Here is a 20482-nt window from a genome sequence, read left to right as displayed (position 1 = left end):
GCTCCAGGTATGTATTGATTAACGGTGAGCCATCGCCACCAACCAGTGGCTGAAGGCCTGGGCATCGCTGGACAGCGCCTCGCCCAGGCCGCGTACCAGGTAGAACGATTCGCTCGCCTCGATACGCTGGGTAAAAGGCGCTACCAGCCGCCCTTCCTGCAGCAAGTCCTCGACCAGCGACGAACGCGCCAGCGCCACCCCAAGCCCCAACTCCGCCATGCGCAAGGTCGACACCAGGGTGTCGAACTGCAGGCCGCTGGAGGAATCGACCTGATCGGCGCCAACCCGCTCCAGCCAGTAGCCCCAGCCCTCCTCGTAACCCAGCACATGCAGCAACGGCACACCGGCCAGGTCGCGCGGCTCGCGTAACGGCGTGCCTGCGATCAGCGCAGGCGAGCAGACCGGCACCAACAGGTCGCGGGTCAGCCGCTGCGCCTCCACCCCCGGCCACTGGCCGCTGCCCCAGCGGATTTCCAGGTCGTCCTCGGCATCCAGTTCCTTGACCCACAGGTTGCTGATGTAGCGGATGTCCACCTGTGGCTGGGCACGGCGGAAATCGGCCAGCCGGGGGGCCAGCCAGAAGTGCAGGAACGACAGGCTGCCGCGCACCTTCAGCGGCCGCCGCTGGCGCTGCCCGAAGATCTCGTTGGTGCCCACTGCCAGGCGGCTGATCGCATCCTGCACCACCGGCAGGTAGGACTGCCCTTCTTCGGTCAAGCCCAGCCCCCGGGGCAGGCGCTTGAACAGCGCCACCCCCAACTGGCTCTCCAGGTGGCGAATCTGCTGGCTCACGGCGCCCTGGGTGAGGTGCAGCTCTTCCGCGGCATGGGTGAAGTTCAGGTAACGCGCCGACACTTCGAAGGCTCTCAGCCAGTTCAAGGGGGGCAGGGTTTTCTGGGTCATCGGCGGTTTCTCGTGGCAACGTTCCGGTGGCCTAGTATCACTCTGCTCAGGCAGGCTCGGAACCTGGCGTCACGGTTTGCAGCGGCAGCGGACGCTGCGCGCGGAACCTGCGGGTCAGCCAGTACGCCAGGTAGCACCAGGCAATGAACGGCAGGCCAAAGTACAGGGCCACGCGCTGGGCCGGGTCGAAGGCGATGCCGACGCAGGCCAGGACGCAGCAGAAGATCGCTGCCAGTGGTACGAACGGGTAGCCGCGCACGCGGAACTTGAGGTCTTCGAGCTTGCCGCCATTGGCCAGGTAATGGCGACGGAAGGCCATCTGGCTGGCCGCGATGCTGATCCACACCACCACCACCGCCAGCCCGGAAATCGACACCAGCGCCAGGTAGATGGTGTCCGGCGCGAACACGCTGCTGAGCAGCGAGGCCATGCCGCCGGCCATGCTCAGGACGATGGCATTGAACGGCGTGCCACGGCGAGACAGCGCGGCATAGCGGCGTGGCATGTTGCCTTGGTCGCTGAGGGTCCAGAGCATGCGCGCAGCGGCATACAGCCCGGAGTTGGCGGCAGACAGCAGCGCAGTGATGATGACGAAGTTCATGATGTCTGCCGCGTACGGGATGCCGATCATTTCAAAGGCCATCACGAACGGGCTTTCCACCACGCCGGCCTGCTCACGCGGCAACAAGGTGGCGAGGACGAAAATGGTGCCGACGAAGAACAGCGCCAGGCGCAGCACCGTGGTGCGGATGGCCTTGGGTACGTTCTTTTCCGGGTCGCGGGTTTCGCCGGCGGCAATGCCGATCAGCTCGGTGCCGGAGAAGGCGAAGGCCACCGCCAGCAGGGTCATGGCAATCGACCAGAAGCCGGTGGGGAACAGCCCTTCGCGGGTGAAGTTGCCCAGCCCGACACTGTGCGCCTGGGTAATCTCGAACACGCCGAGGATCGCGCCACCGCCCACTACCAGGAAAGCCACCACCGCCAGCACCTTGATCAGTGACAGCCAGAACTCGGTCTCGGCAAACGAGCGCACCGAAATGATATTGCTGATGAACACCGCCAGGCCGAACAGGGCACTCCATAGCCACACCGGCGTATCGGGGAACCAGCGCACCATGAGGATGCCGGCGGCGGTGAATTCCGAGCCGATGGCCACGGTCCAGGTCAGCCAGTACATCCACGCCACCATGTAGCCGGTACCCGGCCCGATGTAGCGCGTGGCGTAACTGCTGAACGAGCCGACCTCGGGCATGTGCACGGCCAGTTCGCCCAGGCACATCATCACCAGGTAGACCATGATCGCGCCGAGGATATAGGCGATGACCGCACCCAGGGGCCCGGCCTGGTTGACCGTGTAGCCCGATGTCAGGAACAGGCCGGTACCGATGACACCGCCCAGCGCCAGCATGACGATATGGCGGGTTTGCATATCCTGCTTGAAGCCATGCGCAGAAGCATTTGTCGTTGTAGTTGTCTGCAGGGACATTGTGGTTTTCTCATGAAAGTTGGCGGGCAAGGACGTTGCAACGACCTCGTCTTGGCAGAGCGAAGCGAATTGCCTTGCATATTGTTTTTGTTCGACTTCATGAACTGGCACCCACCGCAAGGAACGGGTGCCACGCGCCTGCCTCAGGCCTGTACTGCGGCCAGGCCGGCGTACGCGTCACCGTGCAAGTCCTTTGCTGCGGCCAACTCCTGGCGGACCGCTGCACACGCCTGTGCCAGGTCTGCCAGCAGGTCCTCGGTGTCTTCGATACCCACCGAGATGCGCACCAGCCCTTCGGAAATACCCAGGGCCAGGCGTTCTTCGAGGGTGTTTTCCACATGGCTGGTGGTCCGCGCCGGGCCATAGATGGTTTCCACCGCGCCCAGGTTGCCTGCCCGGTGGGCGTACTTCAGGCGCGGCAGCAGCTGCGCCACGGTGGGCATGCCGCCCTTGAGCACGAAGCTGACAATGGCACCGAAGCCGCGCATCTGCGCCTTGGCGATCGCATGGCCCGGGTGCTCCGGCAACCCTGGGTAGTTGACCGCTTCGACCAGCGGTTCGCTGCTCAGGTACTGGGCCAGGGCCTGGGCGCTGGCCTGTTGCTGACGCAGGCGCAAAGCCAGGGTCTTGATCCCGCGGATGATCAGGTAGGCGGAAAACGGGTCCAGCGCCGCACCGTTGATTTCACGGTAGTGCCGCACCTGCGCCATCAGCGGCTCGGCACCGCAAACCACCCCGCCCAGCACGTCACCGTGCCCGGACAGGAACTTGGTGGCGCTGTGTACCACCACGTCCACGCCCAGGGCCAGCGGGTTCTGGTTCAGCGGGGTGGCGAAGGTGTTGTCGGCCACCACCACGGCACCCACCCGCCGGGCAGCGGCACACAGGCGCTGGATGTCCAGTACCTTCAAGGTCGGGTTGGTCGGGGTTTCCAGGTACAGCAGGTCGCAGCCGGCGGCGATTTCGCGCTCCAGCGCCTCGGTGTCGAGGGTGTCGCACAGGCACACCTGCACGCCCATGCGCGGCAGGAACTCTTCGAAGATCTTGTTGGTGCCACCGTAGCTGTCGCGGGTCGATACCACGCGCTTGCCGGTGCACAGGAAGGTATGCAGCACCGCGCTGATGGCCGCCATGCCGCTGCTGAAGGCCACGGCCGACTCGGCCTGCTCCAGCTCGCACAGCTTGGCTTCCAGGGTGGCGACCGTCGGGTTGCTCATGCGGCTGTAGATGTATCCCGGCAGTTTGCCCTGGGCCACGTCGTACCAGGCGTCGATATCGTTGTAACCGTAGGCGGCGCTGACCACGATCGGGGTCTGGGTGGCGTTGTACGGGTGCTGCACCTGCTCGCCGCCCCACACCACGCGCGTACCGACACCGGCCGCTGCATTGCCCTCGAATTTTTCGTTGTTGTTCATATCCGGTTCCCGCACGGCTGAGTTGTGTATGCCGATCGAGCATCGGCTTTCAGCGGACTATAGGGACATGGCGGGGGACTGAAAAACGATGGAATCCGGGTCTGAGTGGCGTTTTTTTTAATGGCTGGGGGCTGGGCGGCTGCAGCCGCCGCCCGACCCCCTCATGGCTTCACGCCAGGTTGCGCTTCAGCTCGGCAATGTGCTCCGGGCCAATGCCACAGCAGCCGCCGATCATGCTGGCGCCACGCTTGCGCCAGTCAGCGGCCCAGGCCAGGTAACCCGGCGGGTCAAGATCTTCGCGCAGCTCATCCAGGCCATCATTGGCGGTGGCTTCCTTCGGCTGCGGCGGGAAGGCGTTGGCATAGGCACCGATGGCCACGTCAGCGTTGTGTCGCTCGATCACCGAGCGCGCCACATCCACCGCAGCGCCAATGACCTCGGGCTGGCTGCAGTTGAACAGCACCGCCGCCACACCCAGGCCGACCACCGCCTCGATGGCATCGGCCACCGGCTCGCCGGAACGCAGGCGTGGGGTGTCGTCCACGTCTTCGTCCTGCAAGGTGAACGACACCCAGAACGGCTTGCCGTCTTCCGGCAGGTGGGCGTGGATGGCCCGTACTTCGGCAACCGAGCTCTGGGTTTCGGCCAGCCACAGGTCGACATGCGGAGCCAGGCCCTGCAACAGCGGCGACAGCACTTCCTCGACGCGCTCTGGCTGGAACAGGTCCGGGCGGTAGGAGCCGAACAGCGGCGGCAACGAGCCCGCAACCTTGACCGGGTGTGCACCAACATCGGCCGCGTGCCGCGCCAGCTGCCCTGCGATATTGGCCAGTTGGCGGCCTTCCTTGGCAAAACGCTCTTCGCCAATGTGGAAGGGCACCACCGCATAACTGTTGCTGGTGATGACCTGGGCACCGGCGGCGATGAACGCAGCGTGTACGCCAACCACCGCTTCGGGCGCCTCGCTCAGCGCCAGGGCCGACCATTCGGGCTGGCGAAACGGCGCCCCACTGCGCTGCAGTTCACGGCCCATGCCACCGTCGAGAATCACCATCGCTCGCTGTTTCATATAACTACTCTGCAGGTTCTTATGAATTAAATTCATTATGTGAGTTTCGTTTATAACTATTAAATACACTTTCTCCCCATTGGCCAACATTTCAGGTATGTACATGCGATTTTCTACTGTGCTCGGTGCGGGCCTCGTGCTGCTCGCGACTGCTTCCCAGGCCTTTGCTGGCGCCACGCTCGAGCGGGTTGAATCGCGCAAGGAACTGGTCAACGTGCTGATGGAAAGCTACCCGCCGTTCTCCTTCGTCAACGAGCAGAACCAACTGGCCGGTTTCGACGTGGATGTGGCCAAGGCCGTGGCAGACAAGCTGGGCGTCAAGCTGCGCCTGGAAACCCCATCGTGGGACGTGATCGCCGCCGGCCGCTGGAGTGGCCGCTACGACATCTGCATCTGCTCGATGACCCCGAGCAAGGCCCGCGCCGAAGTGTTCGACTTCCCGGTGGAGTACTACGCCTCGCCTGCGGTGATCGTGGTCAACGCCAAGGATGAGCGCATCCATGGCGCGAAGGACCTGGACGGCCGCAAGGTCGGCCTGACCAGCGCATCGAGCTACGAGAGCTACCTGAACAAGAACCTGGTGATCGAAGGCAAGGAAGAGCAGAAGATCGACTACCCCTTCGACTTCGTGCAGATCGCGCCGTACGACACCGACAACGTCGCCTTCCAGGACCTGGGCCTGGGCGCCGGCGTACGCCTGGACGCGATCCTCACCAACCTGGTGACCGCGCAGCCGCGCCTGGACCAGGACAAGCGCTTCAAGCTGGCCGGCGCCCCGCTGTACGAGGAGCCGAACTCGGTGGCCATCGAGAAAGGCGACCCCGAGTGGGATGCCAAGGTGCGCCAGGTATTTGCCGAGCTGAAGGCTGACGGCACCCTGGCCAAGCTGTCGCAGAAATGGATCGGCGCCGATATCAGCAAATGAGCACGTTCCCCCCGTCCCTCAAGCCCGTGGCAAAAGCCACGGGTGCCAGCCTGTTCGGCTTTCGTACCCGCTTGCTGCTGACCTGGCTGGCGCTGTTCGGCCTGTTCGTGGCGTTTTTCCTCAGCTTCGACCTGAAGTTCTCGATCATCCTGGAGAAGTTCCCCAACCTTGCCGGCTTCAAGCTGGGGCCCAACGGCTTTCTGCAGGGCGCAGCGCTGACCCTGTTCCTGTGCCTGTGTTCGATGCTGGTGTCGGTGCTTTTCGGTTTTGCCGCCGCCTTGGCGCGCCTGTCGAACAGTGCGGTGCTGGTGGGCATCGCCAGCTTCTACACCTCGTTCTTCCGCGGCACGCCGCTGCTGATCCAGATCCTGCTGATCTACCTGGGGCTGCCACAGCTGGGCCTGGTACCGGGCGCCATCAGTGCCGGCATCATCGCCCTGTCGCTGAACTACGGCGCCTACCTGAGCGAGATCTTCCGTGCCGGCATCCTCGGTGTCGCCCGCGGGCAGCGTGAAGCGGCGCTGGCGCTGGGCATGCGCACGCCGCAGATCTTCTGGCACATCGTCCTGCCCCAGGCCATGCGCGTGATCATTCCGCCGACAGCCAACCAGTTCATCTCGATGCTCAAGGACTCGTCGCTGATCTCGGTGATGGGCGTCTGGGAGGTGATGTTCCTGGCGCAGTCGTACGGGCGTTCGAGCTATCGCTACCTGGAGATGCTGACCACGGCAGCGGTGATCTACTGGGTGCTGTCGATTCTGCTGGAGCTGGTGCAGGCGCGGCTGGAGCGGCACTTTGGCCGGGCCTACCAGCGCTGAGGGCCGGAAGCGGTAGGCAGCTTTCTGTGGGAGCGGGTGTGCCCGCTCCCACAGCACAGAGAGTCACAGCGCTTTCATTTCGGCGATATCCCGCGCCACCTGGTCGGCCGACTGGTCGAACATCGCCTGTTCCTGTGCATCCAGCGGCAGCTCGATCACCCGCGCCAGCCCCTCCTCGGCCAGTACGCAAGGCACGCCCATGGCGATATCCCTGCGCCCATACTCGCCCTCTAGAATCGCCACCGCCGGCAGGATGCGGTTCCGCCCGTTGGCGATCGCGTCCACCATCTGCGCGATGGCCACGCCCGGCGCATCGCAGGCGCTGCCCAGCTTCTTCAAGCCAAGGATCTCGCCGCCACCTTTGCGCGTGCGCTCGACGATCTGCTCGATCTGCGCACTGGACAGGAAGTGCGACAACGGCACCGAGCCGATCTGGCAGTAGCGCATCAGCGGCACCATGCTGTCGCCATGCCCGCCGAGCACCAGCGCAGTGATGTCACGGGCGGAGAAACCGGTCTGTTCGGCGATGAAGCACTTCATTCGCGCGGTATCCAGCACCCCTGCCTGGCCGAACACCTTGCTGCGCCCCTGCCCGCTGAGGCTCCAGGCGCGGTAGGTGAGCACATCGACCGGGTTGGACACCACCAGCACGGTCGCCGCCGGCGCATGCTGCTTGATGTCCGCCATGATGCCGTCGAGGATGGGCAGGTTGGTAGCGAGTACATCCTGACGCGACTGGCCCGGCTTGCGCGGCACGCCTGCGGTGATCACCACCAGCTCGGAGCCCTGCAGCAGCTCGGCATTGCCACCGCCATGCACGCGGGTATCGGAACCTGATTCGACTGCCGCTTGCCACACGTCCAGCGCCTTGCCCTTGGCCATTTCACCCTGCACGTCCATCAGCACCAGTTCACGGCACAGCTCGTCCCGGGCAATGATCTGCGCCGCCGCCTCGCCGACGATGCCGGCGCCTACGATTGACAGTTTGTTCATCTGACACCTCCCAGCGGCGCGCGCCACCAGAAACACGCCTGCTTATAGAGATGAAGTATTGTCTGCCGGGGCTGAATGACCAGCCGCAGGTCGATGCACGGTAGCCATGCGCCTACCGCCGATACGCTCGAGGACGCCGCGCGGTCCGTCTGTATCGCGAACATGGACCAAGCCCTTGCCATCCACCCCCTCACCTACCCTCACTGCCACAGGTACAGCAAGTATCCCCGGAGGACAGCCATTTCAATCCACAGGCATCGAAACCGGCTGCTGCCAGAACGGTAACCTGCCATCCTGACTGTCGAACTGCGCACGCGCCTCGCGGATGTGCCCGGCGTTTTCAACCACCCATGTCCAGACCGGCGACATGCGCACCAGCAGCCCCATCCCCAGCGGTGTCAGTGCATATTCGACACGCGGCGGAATTTCCTCGAATTCATGACGGCTGACCAGCCCATCGCGCTCCAGCGAGCGCAGGGTCTTGGTCAACATGCGCTGGGTGATGCCTTTCATCTGCCGCTTGATGTCGGCGTGGCGCATCGTGCCGTACACCCCTAACGCATGCAGGATCCCCAACGACCAGCGACTACCCGCATGCGCGAGCACCTCCCGCCGAACCCCGTCGTCATCCTCCCTGAGGGTCTGGCAGATGGTTTCGGCCTGTTTCAGGGCCTCATGATCGGTCATATGTTTCCCCTGGTATCACGCGTGTGCCTTCTTACGAGCGCGGCTCGGTCGTGCAAGCATTTGTCCATCTTATCGCAACGCTATTCAGGACAAATCATGACCCGATCAACCCACCCCGCCCCTCAATCGATCCTCGTACTAGGCGCAGGAGAACTCGGCTTGCCGGTCTTGCGCAACCTTGCCCGGGTCGCGAAACGCGTTCCCGGCGCCACGGTCAGCGTCCTGCTCAGGCACTCGAGCATCCATACCCAGGTGCCTGAGAAAAAGGCCGAAATTGATGAGTTGCGTAGCTTGGGCATCCAGATGGTCGCTGCCGACCTGGTAAACGACTCCATCGATCAGCTGGCAGACGTCTTCGCCCAGTTCGACACCGTGATCGGCTGTGCAGGGATGGTCGCGGGCCGTGAAACCCCGATGAAACTGGCAACCGCAGCACTCAAGTCCGGCGTCAAACGCTATTTCCCCTGGCAGTTCGGCGTGGACTTCGAGGTAATCGGGCGCGGCAGCCCACAGGACCTTTTCGATGCCCAGCTTGATGTGCGCGAGCTGCTGCGGGCGCAGGACCGGACCGAGTGGGTCATTATCTCGACTGGCATGTTCACCAGCTTCCTGTTCGAACCGGTCTTTGAAGTTGTCGATTTCGAAAACGATACTGTCAATGCGCTTGGCAGCCTTGAAACCAGCGTTACCCTCACCACCCCGGACGACATTGGTGTTCTGACAGCGGAGATCGTGTTCTTCGAACCACGCTTGCGTAACGAGATCGTCTACCTCGCGGGCGACACGGTGACCTATGGCGAGGTTGCCGAACTGCTTGAGCGGGTGCTGGGACGGCCATTCGAACGCAACGTGTGGACGGTCCCGTACCTGCTGCAGGAGCTGGAAAAAGACCCTACGCATCACATCAAGAAGTACCGCGCGGTGTTTGCCCAAGGCCGAGGCGTGGCCTGGCCGAAAGCCGGCACGTTCAATGAGCGGCATTCGATCCAGGTGACGACTGCCGAGCAGTGGGCCCGGGCCCATCTCAAGGCATGACGTGATGAGCGTTACAACAGCTGGCGGATGCCCACCAACGCCAGCAGGTGCCCAGGGTAGAACCAGTAGCCCCACTGCGTGACGGGCAAGACCTTGAACGGCAGGCGCGCCCAGAACAGGGCCAACCCGAGCAGCGGCGCCAGGGCTGCGGTCGAAAGCGCCAGGATCGCGAATGGCTCAAGCTGTGCGGCCCGTTCGAACAGGTCGCTTCGCGTGTTGCTGGCAACGCACAGGGCGACCGGGACCAGCAAGAACCGCTCGGGCCGCTTGAGTGCAAGCAGCAGCCCTGCGGGGAGCAACACCCCGTAAAAACCGTACATCAACGGTTCGCTCAACAGATAGCCCGCCACCAGTGCAGCGCCAGCCACTATCAGGCTGGCGAGGGTCCGGTGTTGTACTCCCCAGGCGACCATGAGGCCCAGCGCCAGGGTAACCAGCACGTTGAAGGTTGCCGAAGTGCCGAGCAGCCGGTAAGGCACTTCGGAAAGCGCAGCGAACAGCAGCAGAAGTGCGAGGTAGCGAGCGTTGTTGCAGGTGAACAACTCACCTCGCGGGTTTCGCGAGACATTGATCGCCACTGCCAGGCAGAACAAGGGAAAGGACAGCCGGCCAAGCACGAACAGGTCAGCACTCGCTGGCCAGGCCAACCGCGTGTGGTCGAGCACCATGCTGATCAGGGCGATCCACTTGATCAGGTCCTGGCCGGTGTGCCGCGCTGCCAGCGGGCAGACCGGGGCTGGCGTCATGGCATGCTCCCGAGCACCACCAGCGTCAGCACCAGGTAACGCCCACCCTTGGCCAGGGTGACCAGCAACAGGAACCGCCAGAACGGTTCGCGCATGACCCCGGCCACCAGGGTGATCGGATCGCCGATCAGCGGCACCCAGCTCAGCAGCAGTGACCAGTATCCGTAGCGCCGGTACATGACCTGCGCTTTTTCCAGCTTGGCCTCGCTGACCGGGAACCAGCGCTTGTGGCGGAAATGTTCGATGCCCCGGCCAAGCACCCAGTTCGCCACAGAGCCAAGCACGTTGCCGGCGGTGGCCACCGTGACCAGTAGCACCGGCAGGTAGTGCCCGGACACAAGCATCGCGACCAGCGCCGCTTCCGATTGCATGGGTAACAAGGTTGCCGCTGCAAACGCGGCCAGGAACAGCCCGAGGTAGCTGGTGAGTTCGAACACGGCGCTACAGGTTCCTGGTGATTTGCTTGAATTCGCCGAGGGCCTGACGCTCGCCCTCGCCCATGCTGGCGATGCTATTCACCCCGCAGGGTCGCGTCAAACCTGCGGCATGGCTGCCGAAACGAAATCATCATGACGACAGCCCCCGAGCAGAAACGGCAACACGGCGACTGATATTCAAAGATCCGTTACTTTTGAACTGAGCTGATTTACTGTAGAGATAGATAGCTTTTATGTTGAGTATTCTACGTGATCAATTGGTCGCTATTGATCCTCGGGCTGCCGACTGCCAATGCCACCGAGCGTATGCGCGCCTGGAGAACCCTGAAAGCCTGCGGTGCCGCAGTACTTCGAGATGGCGTATACCTGCTGCCGGAACACAGTGCGGGGCGTGAAACGTTCGAAGCCGTGGAGCGAGACGTGCTGGCCATCAACGGCACGGCATTTCTGCTTACGCTGGAAGAACGTGAAGAGCGCTTCAGCGGGCTGTTCAACCGCAGTGACGAGTACACCAGGCTGCTCGCCGAAATTGCCGGCTGCCGGGCGGACCTGTCGCCGGACAATGCCCTGCAGACAGCCCGGCAGGCGCGCAAGCTGAGGAAGATGTTCGCTCAGCTGGCAGCCATCGATTTCTTCCCGGGCGCACTGAAAGCCCAGACCGACTCGGCTTTGCAGGCGCTCGAGACCGACATCAGCCGCGCATTATCTGCCGATGAGCCGCGTGCCCATGACCAGGCCATCACCCGCCTGGCGCGCGGCGATTACCAAGGCCGCCGCTGGGCGACCCGCAAACGCCCGTGGGTCGATCGCCTGGCCTGTGCCTGGCTCATCCGCCGCTTCATTGATCCCAAGGCCCGGTTCATCTGGCTGGACAGCCCCGGCGACTGCCCAGAGGATGCGCTGGGCTTCGACTTCGATGGCGCCAGGTTCAGCCATGTCGGGCAGCGGGTGTCGTTCGAAACGCTTATCGACAGTTTTGATGTTCAGCAGCCAGGCCTGGCACGCCTGGCGCGTGTGATTCACTACCTGGATGTGGGGGGCTACCAACCCTCCGAAGCACCCGGTATCGAGCGTGTCCTCGCCGGCTTGCGAGCAAGCATCAGCGATGACGACCAACTGACCACCGTTGCCGGGGGCATCTTCGATGGGCTGCTGACGGCTTTCGCAAGTGAGGAAATCGAAAATGGTTGATACCCCCTCCGCCGTGAGCGAACAGTCAAAGCCGCACGCTGCCTTGCGGCCGGTCGGCCTGTTCGAGGCCTTCCTGTTCTGGCTCAAGCTGGGTTTCATCAGCTTTGGCGGGCCTGCCGGGCAGATTTCCATCATGCACCAGGAGCTGGTCGAGCGCCGCCGGTGGATCAGCGAAAAGCGCTTCCTGCATGCACTGAACTACTGCATGCTGCTGCCCGGCCCCGAGGCCCAGCAGCTCGCCACGTACATCGGTTGGCTGATGCACCGCTCCTGGGGCGGCGTGATTGCCGGCGCGCTGTTCGTGCTGCCTTCGCTGTTCATCCTGATCGGCTTGTCCTGGGTCTACATCGCCTTCGGCGAGGTGCCGGTGGTCGCCGGCATCTTCTATGGCATCAAGCCGGCGGTCACCGCCATCGTCGTTCATGCGGCCCACCGGATCGGCTCGCGGGCCCTGAAGAACGGCTGGCTGTGGGCCATGGCCGCGGCCTCGTTCGTGGCCATCTTCGCGCTCAACGTGCCGTTCCCGCTGATCGTGCTGACCGCCGCGCTGATCGGCTATGCGGGCGGCCGCTTCGCCCCGGACAAGTTCGTGATCGGTGGTGGCCATGGGGCTGCGAAGAACAGCTATGGCCCGGCGCTGATCGATGACGACACGCCGACGCCCGAACATGCCCGTTTCAGCTGCGGACACCTGCTGCGCCTGCTGCTGGTCGGTGCTGCGCTGTGGTGTATGCCCATGGCGCTGCTGACCCTGACGTTTGGCTGGGGTGCGACCCTGACCCAGATGGGCTGGTTCTTCACCAAGGCCGCGTTGTTGACCTTTGGCGGGGCCTACGCCGTGTTGCCCTACGTCTACCAGGGCGCTGTCGGCCATTACGGCTGGCTGTCACCGGCGCAGATGATCGACGGGCTCGCCCTGGGCGAAACCACGCCAGGGCCGCTGATCATGGTGGTGGCCTTTGTCGGCTTCGTTGGAGGTTACCTGCACCCGATGTTTGGCGCGGAACACCCGTTCCTCGCTGGCGCGGTCGCGGCCAGCCTGGTCACCTGGTTCACCTTCCTGCCGTCGTTCCTGTTCATTCTCGGCGGTGGGCCGTTGGTGGAGTCGACGCATAACGAGGTGAAGTTCACTGCGCCGCTGACCGGGATTACGGCGGCGGTAGTGGGGGTGATTCTGAACCTGGCGATGTTCTTCGGTTATCACGTGCTTTGGCCGAAGGGGTTTGCTGGCGCGTTCGACTGGCCTTCGGCGGTGATTGCGGTTGCCGCGGCGGTCGCCTTGTTCCGCTTCAAACGCGGGGTGATTCAGGTGCTGTTTGGCTGTGCCGTGCTTGGCCTGGTGGTACATTTGCTGCGGGCTTGAAACCAGGGGCGATTCACAGCCCCTGCTCAACGAGGAACGACCTGCCACAACTCGGAGAACACCTGGACGAACCCGAAAGTGCCGATGGCGACTGCGGAAACGGCAGAGATGACGCGCATGAAGGCAACAGGCATTTTCTTGCGCAGTGCTGCGGTAAACCCGCTCAGGCAGAGCCACCAGGCAGCCGACCCTAGAAACACCCCGGCGAGCATCAGGAAGGTGGCGAACCACATTGCGCTGTCGCCCTGCTGTCGCTGGCTGGCCAAGGGATCGAGCGCTGCAAAAATGGCAATGAAGGCCAATATGGTCATCGGGTTTGACAGGGTTAGCCCAAACGCTGTGAGAAAGTCGCGCGTCACCGACGCAGAAGCGGCCGCCTCCGCAGCCTGCCTGGGTTTAAGCGCATCTCGGGCAATGCTCCAGGCCAACCACAGCAGAAATGCACCACCCAACACTTTGAGCACGGTGGCCAGCGAAGGGGCAGACAGGAAAATCCCGGTAATGCCCAGCGCGCCGATCAACCCATAGACCGTATCGGCGCTGGCAGCACCCAGCCCGGTCGCAAGTCCCGAACGGAAGCCGTTCTTCAGGCTTCGCTGAACGCACAGCAGTCCAATCGGGCCCACAGGTGCAGCAATCGAAAAGCCGATAACGAATGATTTAGCCAGCAGCATGGGTTTCTCCAGACGATAGGCAGGGGCTCGGGAGAATGGTAGGTATACCGGCGATTGTGCAGAATGGGTTTTCCAAGGAAAAAAACAAATCTACCTAAGGAATTAAGGCACATGGATGATATTGACTGGAAAATCCTCGAGCGCCTTCAAGGCAATGGCCGCATGACCTATACCGAGCTTGCGCGGCATGTGCATCTATCGGTACCCGCTGTAACCGAGCGCGTCAGGCGCCTTGAAGAAGAGGGGGTGATCGAGGGCTATGCGGCTCGGGTCAACCCGATAGCTGCTGGCTACCTGGTTGGCGCTATGTTGGCGATGACCGTGCCCCAGCCGGCCAAGGCGAAGTTTCTCAAGGTGCTGGAGGGGATACCGGAGGTTTTGGAGTGCCATCACATAACGGGGGCGGACTCTTACATCTTTCGGGTGGTGGCGGCGAGCATGGGTGATTTGGAACGGTTGATTGAAAAGATCAACCGCTATGGGGAGACGCGGACGTCCATTGTGATGTCGACCCCGATTCCACCCCGTGCGCTTGAGCGGCCCGCGCGACTTTGATGTGCCGGGCGGGGGTAGGAGAAACAAAAACCGGCCGGGATCAAGATCTCTGCGACCTGTGGGGATTTTCCGCTACGCGGGATTAGCGGCTCAGTTCGACCGGGAGCACGGGCATCTCACGATTGGGCCTCCTGAGCATCGTTACCTGGGCCGGTGGAGGCAGCACTGACTGATGAGACCAGCGCCTGAAGATCCCGAGCCGGTTGAACGCAGCGACTGTCAGTCAATTTTCCTGACTGCTTTTACGGGCCCGTGGCGACGCCGGCCTCGATACTGCCTTCTTCGCTTTGGCTGCCGCAGGGCTTTTCCCTCGTTTCGGTCCGGCGACCACGGAGGAACTGGCCTGCAGCGCGGCCACAGCGATTGGCCCACCAGCCTTCAACTGGCCGATATTGTTGCCGACGACCGTTGCAGTGGGCTTATCTTTGGCCGTCATCACCATACCCATCCGCACGCCAAACAGACGCAACACGGCCTCCAAAGTGCTGAGCTTCGGATTCGACTTGCCGCTTTCCAGTTCGTACAGGCTTTTCGTGGATATCTTGCACATGGCTGCGAAAGTCTCTTGGTCAAGCCCGGTGACTTCGAGCCGCAAACGGCGGATGGATGCCCCAATTGGATCGAGCCCCGCCGCGTTGCGCTTGACGATATCCTCTACGAGCTGAGCGCGCTCTTCAGGGTGTAGTTTTTTCATCGCAGTCCCCACTCCACGAGTCGCTTGTCCAGGTTATTCACGGGTATGGAGGCTGCATTGCGCATCGATTCTGGAGCATCGGTCAGTAGGTCGGGCAACGCCCTGAATTCCTCAGCTGCCTTCATCAACCGTTGCAGCAGAGCATCGGGATCAGTGCAACCAGCCAGCTCAGCGCAGTTGTCGCTCCAATCAGAAGACCCCTTGCGCTCCGCCGCCCACTTCGTCGTCCGTGTGATGCCCTCTTCATCCAGGATCATTGGCGCGAGGTCATAGATTGGCGCCAAACGAAACTTCCCACCCACACGCATGATGGAGGTGTTGCGGCCGTGGTTATCGGTGTTGCCTAGAATGCGGTTCAGCAGATCGCGCCGCACGTACTCGAACACCAGGTCGTCCACCTCATCCTGCTGGCCGTTGTCGATCCATAGACCTACCAGCCGGTGAACCACTTCGGCATGCGCCATCGGTTGCGCGTAGCCGGTAATGCCGCAGATCGAGTACACCGACTCCAGCGGTATCCGCTCCACCACGCCATCTACTACTCGGCGATCAAATCGTGGCATCCAGAGGCTTGGCTTCACTGCTTCTTCAAGGGCCAAACCATCAGTCGGAACCGTATCGAGACCGAGGGCAGCAACCGCCTTGTAGTAGTGGAACTCTGTTCGCAGGATGTCTTTGTCGCGCTCGCCGCCTCGATTACGCGCGAACTTGATCAGCCAGTGACGGCACGCCTGGTCATCGGGGAGCATCGCATCAGCGTAGAGAGCACCGTCGTGGGCTTCGGTCATGACCAGCTTGGGGGCTTGCCCGTTGGCCCCGGTAGCACCGCCCAACGCCGCGCCGGTTTCGTAGGCGTACTCAAGAAATTCGTTCGTCCTGTCCACGACCTCGGCATGCGCGAAAGCCTCGTGCCGATCTGGCTGGAGGCCTTCCACCGACTCCTTGATGCGCAGATGCCCAATAGGGGCCGGGGTGAAGCGCTCCAGAAGGTACAGCCCCATTTCCACGCCCTCGGGCTTAAGACGCCCGTAGCGGGATTCAAGAGAGTCCTTGGCAGCCCCAGAGGGAATGATGTCGTAGAGGAATGCTGGATACCCTTTGACGTCATGGTGGTCCCAGTTCAACGGCAGGTTAACGCTTAGGGCCAGTTCGCAACGATCTTCCATGCGATCAATGTTCGCGATGATGTAGTCGTGGTCATATGCGACAAGACACCTCCCATCAGCAACACGCTCGGGGTTTGCAACCGTGAGTGTCGCTGCATCGCTCCATGCACCATCGGAGAAGGCCTGGATCGTGATTCTGAGCGGCATCGCCACACCATTAATCAGTAATTGAATGCTGGTTATCATAGAGCGCGCGGCATAAACCGGCAATATTTTGCTGATTAAGAGCTTTGAAACAGGCAAAATCGGCACCACACTACCGATTACGTATTCACCGCGCGCTGGAGGTGCTGGAGGTCGCTGCGCCTGGCAAGCAGAAGCTGCCTGTGATTCGGCCTATGGTTTATAGGATCCAGTTATTTGCGCTGGTCAGGTGTTGGATAGTACGAGCTTCGCCCGGGATCGCGGGTAAGCCTGCTCCTGCAGGGCGGGAGCTGCCTGTAGAAATGGGTCGCGTTATGGCGCTAACCACAGGGGTTGAACGGTTACGTCCGAGGCTCGCAGGCCTGTTGAGAAAAACAGGCGCAAGAAAGCCCGCACTGGGCGGGCTTACATCGATGGGCCTATAGCAAAGAAACACTATCGGCCAAACTGTCTGGTGCGGAGACAGGAATCGTATCAACACGAAAGAGGCTGAATTCAATGGGTATTGTTCTTCAGGGAATGACTCATTATCTCTAAAACTATCCTCAGCCTATTTCCAGGTGGCGAACCATCGTGAAAAAAGCCCTGACTTGAGGCAGACCAGTCTGGAAGGAATTCAAAGTGCTACGCCGAGCCACCACCCACATTCAGCAGGAGGGTGGTCATCAATAGCTTTCATTGCCGAGCTTATGCACTGCGCTGACAGTCGAACACGGTAAGTCCTAGGACGAATGACTCGATGGCTTCGATAGTCTGGGTCCGCTCGCCGTGCAGCAGCCTTGCAGCGGCATTCGCAATCGAGAGCTCGCCTTGAAGAGCGGCATCCACAAGTTGCAGGCCAGCCTCCTTGATGTCATCCGTGAGTGCCAAGTTGCTCCAAGCCTCCCTCGCTTCGTCGAGAGTCTCGAAGATCGCCCGATAGATGCGTTCCTCCTCGGGCATCCTGGTTCCCTTGCTGCTCCAATACGCATCAATACCTTGGAGCTCTGCCAACGGATTGGTGAGACGAGTAAATACGTTTAGCGAATCCAGCGGAGCTGCCTGGAGTCCTGCGGCGGCACACCAGGGTTGCGCCAGTTCATTTGGTAGGACAGGGAACAGACTGTCGAAGCCAGATGTAGCGAGATTCGTCAATCCGAGCTTGTTCATGACCGGCAGGACGCAAATCTTGCGCCCGTCATCAACGAGAGCGCGCCAGGCTGCCCAGCCACTCTCTAGATCCACGCCTGTTCCATCGGTGTTCACAGGCAAGGTGACCAACACATCTGCAGGCGGCCATACCCCGGGAATGGTAGCCTCAGGCAGCAGATGAACGCCGATGCCAGGGCTTATTGCGGTCAGCTCGGCCCTTAGTCTACCTTCCAAGTTATTTCCCTTAGCTGATAGCTGCCGGCGCAGCATTGCGGGCACCTCCGAAGGCCCTTGCCACCTGGATTTCGCATGGCGCGCCCTTTCTCATATTGTCCGCTACCATCGACTGAGTTAAACGTACGTCGGCGCTGATAGACTGTTTCTTTTACCTGGCAATAGGCTGAAGTGAGATGGATATCAAAGAATTTTGCGTCGCTCATAAATTTGATATGAGCAAGTGTGAGATCGCGTTGGGCGGTGGCAGTTTTGGAATGGCTGAATTGAAGACTTCACCAGCCGAGTTCCTATCATTGGCGGAGGACGATTTTGAACGGGGCGGCTTGGCGGCTCTTATCAACGCAACGACCAATGCGAAACGTGCCATTGTCAGCCAGCTCGATCAGTTGTTGATCTCTTTTGGCTACCAGCCACTTAGATGGAACGTGCCCAAAAAAACCGAACGTGTCAGGGCACTCGGGCTAATGGCACCAAGCTTGTTGCGCAAAGTCGTCGATATGAGAAATATTCTTGAGCATGAGTACGCAACACCTGAGCTTGGAAAAGTTGAAGAAGCATTAGATATCGCGAGTCTCTTTGTGATGTCCGCTTCGGCTATGTTTATTCCGTTTGACGACGTCTTGGAGTTTTCACAACCTTACTCAACTGTGATGGCTGGGACCGTCACACATATCACTGCGGGATTGAACCGCAAGTCTGGCAGGGTTTTCTACACAGTCTACGCGTACGAGCCTGGTGAGTATGGCGGGCGTTGCGTTGGTCAATGTGAGATCGAATCAGGGCATGTCTTGTTCGAAGCGATGGTGAAACTTTCTGCATCGCTGATGCTTCGATACAAGGTAAACCAGGCGCTCAGTGTCTTTGAGTCCGCCTTTGGGTAACCATGAGTGCTCGTTAGCTCAGGGGCTGAGCTGCGAGAGACAGCTATCGACCCTGCTGGCGTGACGGAAGCGCTGGTGAGTCCTAGGGCTGCACGCAAAGTCATGCTTGCTCAAGTCCATGCGGTGAGGACACTGTCGTCGCTAAGGCTGAAGTCAGGAGCGTCGACTGGACCCACGCCTATTGCTGCCAGATTGACGGCTCAGGGCCACTATCGCACTATCCATGGCTTGAGGAAATAAAGCCGAGGGATCAATGAGGATGAAGAGAAGCCGTACGCCCAAAGAAAACGAGGTCCAGACGGCTATAGTGGCATCTCTCCAAGCCTACTGCCGGGACAATGGTATCCGCTGTTCAGCCTTGGAGTATTACGCAAATCAGCAAGGTGGCTCCCTGCGAAAAGTCTGCGCGGATTTTTTAGCTACCTTGGATGATTCGACGCTATTGCTCGCTGAGACGAAAGTCCACGCCAGAGGTGAACTGCTCTCATTCGACGACCAACAATTAATTGAGTATCTGGAATTTGAAAGTGCCGGCTTTCCAATTACTTACGTTTATAACACCGTAGATACCTTGGCCTATTACCAAAAACCGCAACCGAGTAATTTCCCAACGCTTACGCTTCAGGCGGTAAAGCGCTCCGTGCCCTCGCTGCTTCCGGATAGGTACCCAGACTATCCGAAGCACACAACACTTTTGGACTGGTTGAAAAGCATCCCCGCTGGTGGCGATAAAACCACACGATTCGCGCGAATTTTCGCTGCGATTCGTGCTGAGGCAATCCTAAGCAATGGATTGATGATGCTGATTTACGGTACCAAGAGCGTGAAAATCTTCGATGAACCGGATTCCAAGAAGCTCGACTTACTACTCCACTCCCTGGGACGAGGCGTTGCTGGGGGCTACTTGAATTCTATTCAGCAAAAGCGGATTGAGCATTTTCTTCAAGAGGAAGCGTTAGCCTTCAGCAGTTGGTTTCGGCCTGTAAGTCCAAATGCTCCACAAACGGGCCCGATGCTGTCTGATCCTGATGATTCTCTTGCTCTCAATCAAGACCCAGATCCTGATGATGACGATGAGCGACCCACGACCCGAGGCGCCTCTCCCAGATTCTAGAGTGAAGCCTGAATCGTCCAGGGTCTCGTAGTCACCTGGAATGGCGGCTTAACGGTCGACAGCGGTCCCTCGCGAACGAAAGCTAACGATCCATAGCGGTCTGTGAGGCTGGCAGAAATCGGCTACACACCTCGTCTCTATGAAATCGGTGTACGCGAGGTGCGGCGAGCGGTGAGGTGAACCATTGGCAGCCACATAAATAGAAATGACGCGTTTATGGATTCGCTGGATCGCTCGCATGTGCGGCCCCACAGTGACAGATGCCGGGAAACTGCCCGTACCGTTTATCCAGGACGGCGTTGTGATATCGTACGAAGCTTGGCCGCTAATAAAGGATTGAAGGTGTCTAATTTTTATAGATTTTGAAGTTGTCTGCAGGGGACTTTGAAGCCCTTAAAAAGCTCTCGCGGCGCGATGCGAGGCTGCTGGCATCCAGTTGAAATATATAGATTATACGGGGCGACATGAAGGCCATATGGGCCTCGGTATATCTTTCAAGTGCGGGAGAGAGCTGCGAGAGCTAGAGGTCACCGATCAAAATAAACTACCCCTAATCTTAGTCATACCATTCGAAAAATACACTTTCTTGACGGGCCTAGAAGCTATATGCCATTGGGGTAAACAAGGAGGTAAAGACCGTCACCGTCGAAAAGCTTGTATGGGCGGTCAGTAGATTTGGCCGAGCGGCATGCAGTGTCAGTCAGGGAAGCCGTAGTACGAGCGATAAGGGTAAACCCTTTATCGAATCGACTTTATCCCAAACGTTACCCCTCAATCGGCTAGCAGCTGTCGGAACCCAACGAAACGCCATAACGAAA

At 60.6% G+C, this 20482-nt stretch carries 20 protein-coding genes and 1 pseudogene; 8 read left to right on the top strand and 13 right to left on the bottom strand.

Features of this window, described 5'->3' with window-relative positions; translation table 11 throughout:
- Positions 1-18: 18 nt before the first annotated feature.
- From ACJA3S_RS03395 to ACJA3S_RS03380, 4 genes are all read right to left on the bottom strand, one after another.
- A complete protein-coding gene (locus ACJA3S_RS03395; protein ID WP_406820835.1) occupies positions 19-903 on the bottom strand; it encodes a LysR substrate-binding domain-containing protein in 885 nt (294 codons plus the stop codon).
- A 46-nt stretch (positions 904-949) separates the two neighbouring features.
- Positions 950-2389 carry an amino acid permease gene (locus tag ACJA3S_RS03390; RefSeq protein WP_406820834.1) on the bottom strand — a complete coding sequence of 480 codons (1440 nt, stop codon included), beginning with the start codon at positions 2387-2389 and terminating at the stop codon, positions 950-952.
- A 143-nt stretch (positions 2390-2532) separates the two neighbouring features.
- Entirely contained in the window at positions 2533-3804 is a 1272-nt protein-coding gene (locus tag ACJA3S_RS03385) for a cystathionine gamma-synthase family protein (RefSeq protein WP_186689275.1), read from the bottom strand.
- A 169-nt stretch (positions 3805-3973) separates the two neighbouring features.
- A complete protein-coding gene (locus ACJA3S_RS03380) occupies positions 3974-4858 on the bottom strand; it encodes a homocysteine S-methyltransferase family protein (RefSeq protein WP_406822193.1) in 885 nt (294 codons plus the stop codon).
- A 118-nt stretch (positions 4859-4976) separates the two neighbouring features.
- On the opposite strand from ACJA3S_RS03380, the gene ACJA3S_RS03375 reads away from it, so the two are divergent.
- Both ACJA3S_RS03375 and ACJA3S_RS03370 read left to right on the top strand, forming a co-directional pair.
- On the top strand, positions 4977-5798 hold the full coding sequence (locus ACJA3S_RS03375; protein ID WP_186673913.1) for an ABC transporter substrate-binding protein: 822 nt from the start codon (positions 4977-4979) through the stop codon (positions 5796-5798).
- Complete coding sequence (locus tag ACJA3S_RS03370; protein WP_170028180.1) at positions 5795-6616, top strand: amino acid ABC transporter permease; 822 nt, start codon at positions 5795-5797, stop codon at positions 6614-6616. Before ACJA3S_RS03375 ends, ACJA3S_RS03370 begins: the two co-directional genes overlap by 4 nt.
- Before the next feature lie 63 nt (positions 6617-6679).
- On the opposite strand, the gene ACJA3S_RS03365 is transcribed toward ACJA3S_RS03370, so the two are convergent.
- Complete coding sequence (locus tag ACJA3S_RS03365) at positions 6680-7609, bottom strand: malate dehydrogenase (RefSeq protein WP_406820833.1); 930 nt, start codon at positions 7607-7609, stop codon at positions 6680-6682.
- Positions 7610-7852: 243 nt separating this feature from the next.
- The gene (locus ACJA3S_RS03360) at positions 7853-8296 is read right to left on the bottom strand and encodes a winged helix-turn-helix transcriptional regulator (RefSeq protein WP_406820832.1); all 444 of its coding nucleotides are present in this window, start codon (positions 8294-8296) and stop codon (positions 7853-7855) included.
- A 96-nt stretch (positions 8297-8392) separates the two neighbouring features.
- On the opposite strand from ACJA3S_RS03360, the gene ACJA3S_RS03355 reads away from it, so the two are divergent.
- On the top strand, positions 8393-9331 hold the full coding sequence (locus tag ACJA3S_RS03355) for an aromatic alcohol reductase (protein ID WP_406820831.1): 939 nt from the start codon (positions 8393-8395) through the stop codon (positions 9329-9331).
- Between the two features lie 11 nt (positions 9332-9342).
- Here the strand turns inward: ACJA3S_RS03355 and ACJA3S_RS03350 are convergent, their stop codons facing one another.
- Both ACJA3S_RS03350 and ACJA3S_RS03345 read right to left on the bottom strand, forming a co-directional pair.
- A complete protein-coding gene (locus tag ACJA3S_RS03350; protein WP_406820830.1) occupies positions 9343-10077 on the bottom strand; it encodes a TraX family protein in 735 nt (244 codons plus the stop codon).
- Complete coding sequence (locus ACJA3S_RS03345) at positions 10074-10514, bottom strand: YqaA family protein (RefSeq protein ID WP_406820829.1); 441 nt, start codon at positions 10512-10514, stop codon at positions 10074-10076. The genes ACJA3S_RS03350 and ACJA3S_RS03345 overlap by 4 nt, the downstream gene beginning before the upstream one ends.
- A 249-nt stretch (positions 10515-10763) precedes the next feature.
- Between ACJA3S_RS03345 and ACJA3S_RS03340 the strand changes: the two genes are divergently transcribed.
- Positions 10764-11705, top strand: a complete 942-nt coding sequence (locus ACJA3S_RS03340; protein ID WP_406820828.1) for a chromate resistance protein ChrB domain-containing protein — start codon at positions 10764-10766, stop codon at positions 11703-11705.
- On the top strand, positions 11698-13068 hold the full coding sequence (gene chrA / locus ACJA3S_RS03335) for a chromate efflux transporter (protein ID WP_406820827.1): 1371 nt from the start codon (positions 11698-11700) through the stop codon (positions 13066-13068). Before ACJA3S_RS03340 ends, chrA begins: the two co-directional genes overlap by 8 nt.
- Before the next feature lie 26 nt (positions 13069-13094).
- Here the strand turns inward: chrA and ACJA3S_RS03330 are convergent, their stop codons facing one another.
- Positions 13095-13742 carry a LysE family translocator gene (locus ACJA3S_RS03330; RefSeq protein ID WP_406820826.1) on the bottom strand — a complete coding sequence of 216 codons (648 nt, stop codon included), beginning with the start codon at positions 13740-13742 and terminating at the stop codon, positions 13095-13097.
- Between the two features lie 111 nt (positions 13743-13853).
- Here ACJA3S_RS03330 and ACJA3S_RS03325 point away from each other — a divergent pair, with 111 nt between their 5' ends.
- Positions 13854-14297, top strand: coding sequence for an Lrp/AsnC family transcriptional regulator (locus ACJA3S_RS03325; RefSeq protein WP_406820825.1), 444 nt, complete (start codon positions 13854-13856; stop codon positions 14295-14297).
- A gap of 223 nt (positions 14298-14520) precedes the next feature.
- On the opposite strand, the gene ACJA3S_RS03320 is transcribed toward ACJA3S_RS03325, so the two are convergent.
- From ACJA3S_RS03320 to ACJA3S_RS03310, 3 genes are all read right to left on the bottom strand, one after another.
- The gene (locus tag ACJA3S_RS03320) at positions 14521-14991 is read right to left on the bottom strand and encodes a helix-turn-helix domain-containing protein (RefSeq protein WP_406820824.1); all 471 of its coding nucleotides are present in this window, start codon (positions 14989-14991) and stop codon (positions 14521-14523) included.
- Positions 14988-16343, bottom strand: a complete 1356-nt coding sequence (locus ACJA3S_RS03315; protein ID WP_406820823.1) for a type II toxin-antitoxin system HipA family toxin — start codon at positions 16341-16343, stop codon at positions 14988-14990. Before ACJA3S_RS03315 ends, ACJA3S_RS03320 begins: the two co-directional genes overlap by 4 nt.
- A 645-nt stretch (positions 16344-16988) precedes the next feature.
- The gene (locus ACJA3S_RS03310; RefSeq protein ID WP_406820822.1) at positions 16989-17702 is read right to left on the bottom strand and encodes a hypothetical protein; all 714 of its coding nucleotides are present in this window, start codon (positions 17700-17702) and stop codon (positions 16989-16991) included.
- 140 nt (positions 17703-17842) lie between these two features.
- Here ACJA3S_RS03310 and ACJA3S_RS03305 point away from each other — a divergent pair, with 140 nt between their 5' ends.
- Positions 17843-18550 (top strand): hypothetical protein, encoded by a 708-nt coding sequence (locus ACJA3S_RS03305; protein WP_406820821.1) that lies wholly within the window; start codon positions 17843-17845, stop codon positions 18548-18550.
- A gap of 259 nt (positions 18551-18809) precedes the next feature.
- Entirely contained in the window at positions 18810-19664 is an 855-nt protein-coding gene (locus ACJA3S_RS03300) for a hypothetical protein (RefSeq protein ID WP_406820820.1), read from the top strand.
- A 608-nt stretch (positions 19665-20272) separates the two neighbouring features.
- Here ACJA3S_RS03300 and ACJA3S_RS03295 read toward each other — a convergent pair.
- A pseudogene (locus ACJA3S_RS03295) lies at positions 20273-20389 on the bottom strand (Arm DNA-binding domain-containing protein); the annotation flags it as partial.
- Positions 20390-20482: the final 93 nt, after the last annotated feature.

The sequence above is a fragment of the Pseudomonas sp. KnCO4 genome (genome assembly GCF_045344305.1).
Taxonomy (GTDB): Bacteria; Pseudomonadota; Gammaproteobacteria; order Pseudomonadales; family Pseudomonadaceae; genus Aquipseudomonas; species Aquipseudomonas anuradhapurensis.
The sequence above is the reverse complement of the archived record's forward strand: the minus strand, read 5'-3'. Positions and strand labels throughout refer to the sequence as shown.

Excerpts from the sequence above, each read along its gene's own strand:
- ACJA3S_RS03395 (WP_406820835.1), bottom strand. The coding sequence starts at position 903 with ATGACCCAGAAAACCCTGCCCCCCTTGAACTGGCTGAGAGCCTTCGAA.
- ACJA3S_RS03390 (WP_406820834.1), bottom strand. The coding sequence starts at position 2,389 with ATGTCCCTGCAGACAACTACAACGACAAATGCTTCTGCGCATGGCTTC.
- ACJA3S_RS03385 (WP_186689275.1), bottom strand. The coding sequence starts at position 3,804 with ATGAACAACAACGAAAAATTCGAGGGCAATGCAGCGGCCGGTGTCGGT.
- ACJA3S_RS03380 (WP_406822193.1), bottom strand. The coding sequence starts at position 4,858 with ATGGTGATTCTCGACGGTGGCATGGGCCGTGAACTGCAGCGCAGTGGG.
- ACJA3S_RS03375 (WP_186673913.1), top strand. The coding sequence starts at position 4,977 with ATGCGATTTTCTACTGTGCTCGGTGCGGGCCTCGTGCTGCTCGCGACT.
- ACJA3S_RS03370 (WP_170028180.1), top strand. The coding sequence starts at position 5,795 with ATGAGCACGTTCCCCCCGTCCCTCAAGCCCGTGGCAAAAGCCACGGGT.
- ACJA3S_RS03365 (WP_406820833.1), bottom strand. The coding sequence starts at position 7,609 with ATGAACAAACTGTCAATCGTAGGCGCCGGCATCGTCGGCGAGGCGGCG.
- ACJA3S_RS03360 (WP_406820832.1), bottom strand. The coding sequence starts at position 8,296 with ATGACCGATCATGAGGCCCTGAAACAGGCCGAAACCATCTGCCAGACC.
- ACJA3S_RS03355 (WP_406820831.1), top strand. The coding sequence starts at position 8,393 with ATGACCCGATCAACCCACCCCGCCCCTCAATCGATCCTCGTACTAGGC.
- ACJA3S_RS03350 (WP_406820830.1), bottom strand. The coding sequence starts at position 10,077 with ATGACGCCAGCCCCGGTCTGCCCGCTGGCAGCGCGGCACACCGGCCAG.
- chrA (WP_406820827.1), top strand. The coding sequence starts at position 11,698 with ATGGTTGATACCCCCTCCGCCGTGAGCGAACAGTCAAAGCCGCACGCT.
- ACJA3S_RS03330 (WP_406820826.1), bottom strand. The coding sequence starts at position 13,742 with ATGCTGCTGGCTAAATCATTCGTTATCGGCTTTTCGATTGCTGCACCT.
- ACJA3S_RS03325 (WP_406820825.1), top strand. The coding sequence starts at position 13,854 with ATGGATGATATTGACTGGAAAATCCTCGAGCGCCTTCAAGGCAATGGC.
- ACJA3S_RS03320 (WP_406820824.1), bottom strand. The coding sequence starts at position 14,991 with ATGAAAAAACTACACCCTGAAGAGCGCGCTCAGCTCGTAGAGGATATC.
- ACJA3S_RS03315 (WP_406820823.1), bottom strand. The coding sequence starts at position 16,343 with ATGATAACCAGCATTCAATTACTGATTAATGGTGTGGCGATGCCGCTC.
- ACJA3S_RS03310 (WP_406820822.1), bottom strand. The coding sequence starts at position 17,702 with ATGCTGCGCCGGCAGCTATCAGCTAAGGGAAATAACTTGGAAGGTAGA.
- ACJA3S_RS03305 (WP_406820821.1), top strand. The coding sequence starts at position 17,843 with ATGGATATCAAAGAATTTTGCGTCGCTCATAAATTTGATATGAGCAAG.
- ACJA3S_RS03300 (WP_406820820.1), top strand. The coding sequence starts at position 18,810 with ATGAAGAGAAGCCGTACGCCCAAAGAAAACGAGGTCCAGACGGCTATA.